Raw genomic sequence first — 5814 nt, forward strand, 5'->3', positions numbered from 1 at the left:
AGGCCGACATCGAGGAAGGCCACCAAAGCACCTCGCTCTGCCACATCGCGAACATTTCCTATCGCCTCGGTCAAACCGCGTCGGTGAACGACCTCTCGAAACAACTTGGCGACATCAAGGTCCACGAGGACGTGCAAGACACGCTGGAGCGCACGAAACACTATCTCAGTGAGGCGGGCGCCGATCTCGACAAGACGAAGCTCACCCTCGGCCAGCACCTCCGCATCGATGGCGGCAAAGAGAGCTTCCTCGACAATGCGGCCGCGGACGCGCTGCTTGCCCGCGAATATCGAGCGCCGTTCGTGGTGCCGAAGGAATCGGAAATCTGAGCCATGAAAAGTCTGCTGTTCGCTGCGCTCTTGATGCTGCCGGTGTCACGTGCATCTGCGGGTGAAGTGTTCGTCGAGGCGGAAAGCTTCACCAGCACCGGCGGATGGTCGGTCATCGAAGGTCCGTCCACCAAGTCGGCCTCCGGCTTGAAGATGCTGGGTGGCGCCAGCGGTCAGAAGGATGGTGTGGCGACGACGAATGTCAGCATCAAGGACGCCGGGCGCTATCACGTCTGGGTGCGCTACATCAGCCACCCAAGCTGGCGCGGGCCGTTTCATGTCTCCGCGTTGAGCGGCGGTCGCGTGCTGGCAGATGCATTGCTTGATGCGGAGTTCGAAGGCAAAAGCGCCCGCGACACGCAGGTGTGGCGGTCGTTTGAAGCCGAGCTGCCCGAGGGCGAGATCACGCTGCAGCTCAGCAAGCATGAGGGCAAAAATTCCAGCGGCCCGTCGCGGCAGGTGGACTGCCTGCTGCTGACGATGGATGACAAACTGGTGCCGAACCACCTCGCCTACGGTGCGCAGACCTATCTGCGCGTGACTTTGGGCGCAGGCTACGACCGACCCGCCTACATCCACATCTTCGCGGATCATTTTCATGCGCCGTGGTATCAGCACTACTCGCTCGGCAAATCCGGCGCGATGCCTGGAGTCTCGGCGAAAAAGAGCGACCTGCTCGTCTCCGGGGAGAACACCGGCTGGTGCAATCTCACGCCGATGATCTACCAGGACAGCGGCGCGATGCTGCGCATCACCGCGCGACACGGCTACACGGACTATGCGGACGGCCTGCGGGCCACGTTTGAGTTTGCCACCGCGCCTGACGAGAAATCCATCGTGCGCACGATCAAGCTGGATAACCAGCCCGGCACCGTCGCCATCTTCATGCCGCCGAATTTGCTCACGCCGGTGAATCTAGCTCTGCTGAAGACGGATCGTGAAATCGCTGAGGCCAGCGGCCAGCTCGCGGATGCACATGCGTGGCCCACCCATGGCAAACGACCGCAGAAGTTCCCGTTCTTCGTTTCCGAGAGTATCAGCAACAAGTTTACGCCGACGGACGAAATCGTCCGCGCACGCGAGCAGAAGACGCTCGATTACTTCGGCTTCACCGACAACCACCTGCGCCACATCGGCGGCGCGTGGTTGATGAAAGACCAATCCTATTGCCTGCCCGAGATCGACAAGATGCGCGACAAGTTCACCGCAGCCGCGGCGGAGTTCAAACGGGAAGGCGGCAAAGTGGCGGACATCGTGTTCTGCGAACTCACCGACGAGCCGACGGGGCAGCCGCTCGATTTTGCGGCGAAGGAGCCATCCTATGTGGAGCCGTTCCGTGCATGGTTGAAAATGCTGGGCAAAACACCGGCGGACCTGCTGTTGAAATCGTGGGACGAGGTGAAGATCGTCACCAGCGCCCAACGCGACGAGTTTCCCGCGCTGTATTATTTCTCCCAGCTCTTCCGCACGCGTGCGCTGGGCGATTTCATGGCGGTCCAGGCGAAAATGGCGAAGCAAGCCTACGGCGGCAATTTCCCCGTGCTCGCGAACTTCAGCGATGGCGCGGTGTATGGCGCGAACTTCTGCATCCAGGGCGTGGACTATTTCGAGTTGCTCGATTCGCCGGATCAAAACGCGATCTGGGGCGAGGACTGGTCGAACGGTGCGTCGTCGTATCAGTGCGCGTCGTTCAATGTCGATCTCATGCGCGGTGCGGCGCGTGAGCGCGGGCAAGTGATCGCGCATCACCTCGTCGCCCATGCGAACCGCAAAGCCTGGGACATCAAGCTAAAGGCCACGAGCGAGGTCGCGCGCGGCGTGAAAATTCTCAACAACTTCAGTTACGGTCCCACCTGGGCCACGCACGAAGGCGGACCCTACTGGCGTGCGCATGTCTGGCAGGGCAGGCCTGAGACGTGGACGGCAAATGCGGCGATCACGCGCGAGATCGGTGCCGTCGAGGACATGCTGCTCACGGCGATGCCAGCGCCCGCGCAAGTGGCGCTGCTCTACAGCACGGCCAGCGATGTGTGGACGGTGGATCGCACCTTCGCGTTTGGTTTTGACCGCATGCACACCTGGATGGCGCTCGCTCACGCGCAGGTGCCGGTGGATGTCGTGGCGGAGCGGCAGGTGGAGCGCGGCATGCTCGACAAGTATAAAGTCTGCTATCTCAGCGGACCGAATCTCACGCGTGCCGCCGCAGTGAAACTCAAAGCATGGGTGCAAAACGGCGGCACGCTTTGGCTCAGTGCCGGCGCAGCCTCGCGCGATGAATTCAACCGCCCGCTGCATGTGCTGGATGAGATACTGCCTGCCCAGCGAGGCGAAATCGTCGAGCTTCAGAAGTTTCAGGCATCGGGCCGCTACCTCTCGACGCTCGCAGCGAAAGACCAGGTCCATCTGCCCGGCTTCACCGTGCCTGTGCTGGCCGTCAAGCAGTCGCTCACGCCCGGTGATCGCTGCGAGGTGAATGCCACCTTTCAAGACGACAGTCCCGCCCTGGTGCGGGGCACCGCTGGCAATGGCAGCGTCTTCTGCTGCGGCTTCTTGCCGGCGCTCAGCTACATCAAGACGGCGCTTGATCATCGGGCGGCGCTGCAAAAGAAGATCGACGACCAATCACCGCTGAATGCCGACGAAGAGCGCGATGCCAAGTTGCTCGAACGCAGCTACAACCCCTGGCGGTTTCCGGCTGAGATTCGTGATCTCATCCTCGCGCCCACCCGCACGGCCCACATCACCACGCCGATTCAATGCAGCCATCCGCTGGTGGATGCCGTGTTCATGCCACATGAGAAAGGCATCCTCATCCCGCTGGCGAACTACACGCTCGAACCCATCGCCAATCTGAAGCTGACCGTCACCGTGACACGTCAGATCGCCGCCGCCGAGTCCGCCACGCGTGGCGCGATCCGGTTTGAACAAACGTCACCAACGACCGTGACGCTGTCGCTGCCGCTGGAGAACAACGACTTCGTCACCTTGCGCTTCCCATGAGACGGCATGGAAAAGGAATCCGGCCGCTGAACCAAACCCACTTTCGTCCCACCCAGCTCATCCAAACATCATGAAACTAAACCACCTCTTCCCACTACTCGCCCTCGCCACCGCGCCGGCCTGGGCCGCCGACAACGTGCCGCCCAGCGGCTTCACCGCGCTCTTCAACGGTAAAGACCTTTCCGGCTGGTATGGCTGGAGCACGAAGGATCCGACCGAGCTGCAGAATATGTCGGCTGAGGAACGAGCAGCCTACAAAACGAAATCGATCGAGGGCGGGTTGCCGGAAGGCAAGCAGGGCCCGGAGAACATCAATGCGCATTGGAAGGTCGAGAACGGCGAGCTCATCAACGACGGCAAAGGCCTTTACCTGACGACCGACAAGGACTACGGCGACTTCGAACTTCAGGTCGAATACAAGGCGTTGCCCGAGGGCGACAGCGGCGTGTATTTGCGCGGCATCCCCCAGGTCCAAATCTGGGACACGACCAAGGGCGATCCCCGCGGACTCGGCCAGGACAAAGGATCCGGCGGTCTTTGGAACAACAGCAAGGGCGCGCCGGGCAAAGATCCGAGCAAGAAAATGGACAAGCCATTCGGCGAATGGAACAGCTTCAAAATCCGCATGATCGGCGAGCGGGTGACAGTCGTCTTCAACGGCGAAACCGTGGTGGACAACGCGGTCTTGGAGAACTTCTTCGCGAACAAGAAGGCCGGATACATCGCCTACGCCAAGCCCGGCGCCGCGCCCGCGGAGAAGAAGGCTGTGGAGGAGCTGCCCAACGGTTGGATGAAAGATCCCGCCTTTCCGAAAGGCCCGATCCAGCTCCAGACGCACGGCAGCGAGATCCGCTGGCGCAATGTTTACCTCCGCGAAATTCCCGCCGATGAAGCGAACAAGGAACTCGCCAGCCGCAATGCCGCGGGCTTTGTCGAGCAGGTCAACGGCAAGGATCTGAGCAACTGGCAGGGCGCGGTGGACAGTTACGAAATGAAGAATGACGCCATCGCCTGCAAGCCCGGCAAAGGCGGCGATTTGCTGACCAAAGAGGAATTTGAAAACGGCATCATCCGCGTCGAGTTCAAGCTCCCGCCCGCCGGCAACAACGGCATCGCTCTGCGCACACCGCTCGGCGGCCATTCCTCGTCAGACGGCCTCGAGCTCCAGGTCCTCGACAGCGACGGCTACAACGCCAAACAGGCCGCCGCGGGCAAACCGGGACTCAAGCCCGAGCAATATCACGGCTCGCTCTACTACTGCGTCGGCGCGAAGCACGGTTATCTCCGCCCGGTCGGCGAGTGGAATTTCGAGGAGATCGAAGTGAACGGCCAAAAAATCAAAGTGACGCTCAACGGGACCAAAATCCTCGACGTGGACATCGACACGTTCGACCGCAGCCAACTCGCGAAAGTGCCGAAGGGACTGGACGCCCGCAAAGGTTTCATCGGCTTCGCCGGCCACAGCGATCCCGTCGAGTTCCGCAGCTTCAAGGTGAAGCGCGTCGAATAGTTCATGGGAATTGCAAACTGCGCATTCCGTCGCTGAAACACTTCGCTTCGCTCGAAGCCGTCAAGCAGGCGGCAAGCAGGCGGCAATTCCTTTTATGCACACCCCCGCTCTGCCCTCTTCCCCCGCCACTGCCCTTCTCGCAATTTCGGCAGCCGCTCTTCTCCTGGCTTCGCATGCAACGCTCGATGCGCAGACCGTGGCCGTGGCGCGTTCGGGCGATGGACTGCGCATCGAGATCGACGGCGCGCTCTTTACCGAATACGCGACGAGCGGAACGACGAATCCTAACTTCTATCCCGTCATCGGTCCCGATGGCGTCGGCTTGACGCGTGAGTTTCCGGCACCGGCCGGTGTGACGGTGGACCACCCACACCACCACTCCATCTGGATCGCCCATGATGGGGTGAACGGTGTCAATTTCTGGGCTGTCGGCCCCGACGCAGGCCACGTCGAGCACACCGGATTTACCAACGTGAAAGCGAACGGCGCGAGCGCTTCCTTTACCGCGCAAGCCAAGTGGCTGACTCCCCAAGGCGACGTCGTGCTGAACGACGAGCGCCGCTGCATCATCACCGCACTACCCGAGGGAGCACGGCAGATCGACCTCTCCGTCACCCTCGCAGCCAACGCTGACGCGGTGACCTTCCGGGATACCAAGGAGGGCACGGTCGCCATCCGCGTGGCGCCCTGGCTCGCGGCCAGCGGCAACAAATACAACACGCAGGGCGGCCGGGGCCACATCCTGACCAGCGCCGGTCTGGCCGACGCCAAAGCCTGGGGAACGCGGGCGAAATGGGTCAGCTACTACGGCCCCGATCCGAGCGGTCAACCGGTGTGCCTCACGATGATGGATCACCCGGCCAACCTTCGCCATCCCACGTGGTGGCATGTGCGCACTTACGGGCTCTTCGCCGCGAATCCCTTTGGCCAGCATGATTTCGAGGCCGACAAGGAGCATCCGCACAAGGGCGACTT

3 protein-coding genes and 1 pseudogene are annotated in these 5814 nt (G+C 61.7%); all 4 read left to right on the plus strand.

Annotation, left to right across the window (positions count from 1 at the left end; genetic code table 11):
* Positions 1-329 (plus strand): annotated as a pseudogene (locus ABJF10_RS28760) (gfo/Idh/MocA family oxidoreductase); the annotation flags it as partial.
* A gap of 3 nt (positions 330-332) precedes the next feature.
* Positions 333-3329, plus strand: coding sequence for a hypothetical protein (locus ABJF10_RS28765; protein WP_348548048.1), 2997 nt, complete (start codon positions 333-335; stop codon positions 3327-3329).
* 70 nt (positions 3330-3399) lie between these two features.
* Positions 3400-4839: a DUF1080 domain-containing protein gene (locus tag ABJF10_RS28770; protein WP_348548049.1), complete on the plus strand. Its 1440-nt coding sequence runs from the start codon at positions 3400-3402 to the stop codon at positions 4837-4839.
* Positions 4840-4933: 94 nt separating this feature from the next.
* The coding region (locus ABJF10_RS28775; protein ID WP_348548050.1) for a PmoA family protein at positions 4934-5814 on the plus strand (881 nt) is incomplete at its 3' end.

It is taken from the genome of Chthoniobacter sp. (genome assembly GCF_040003245.1).
GTDB lineage: Bacteria > Verrucomicrobiota > Verrucomicrobiia > Chthoniobacterales > Chthoniobacteraceae > Chthoniobacter.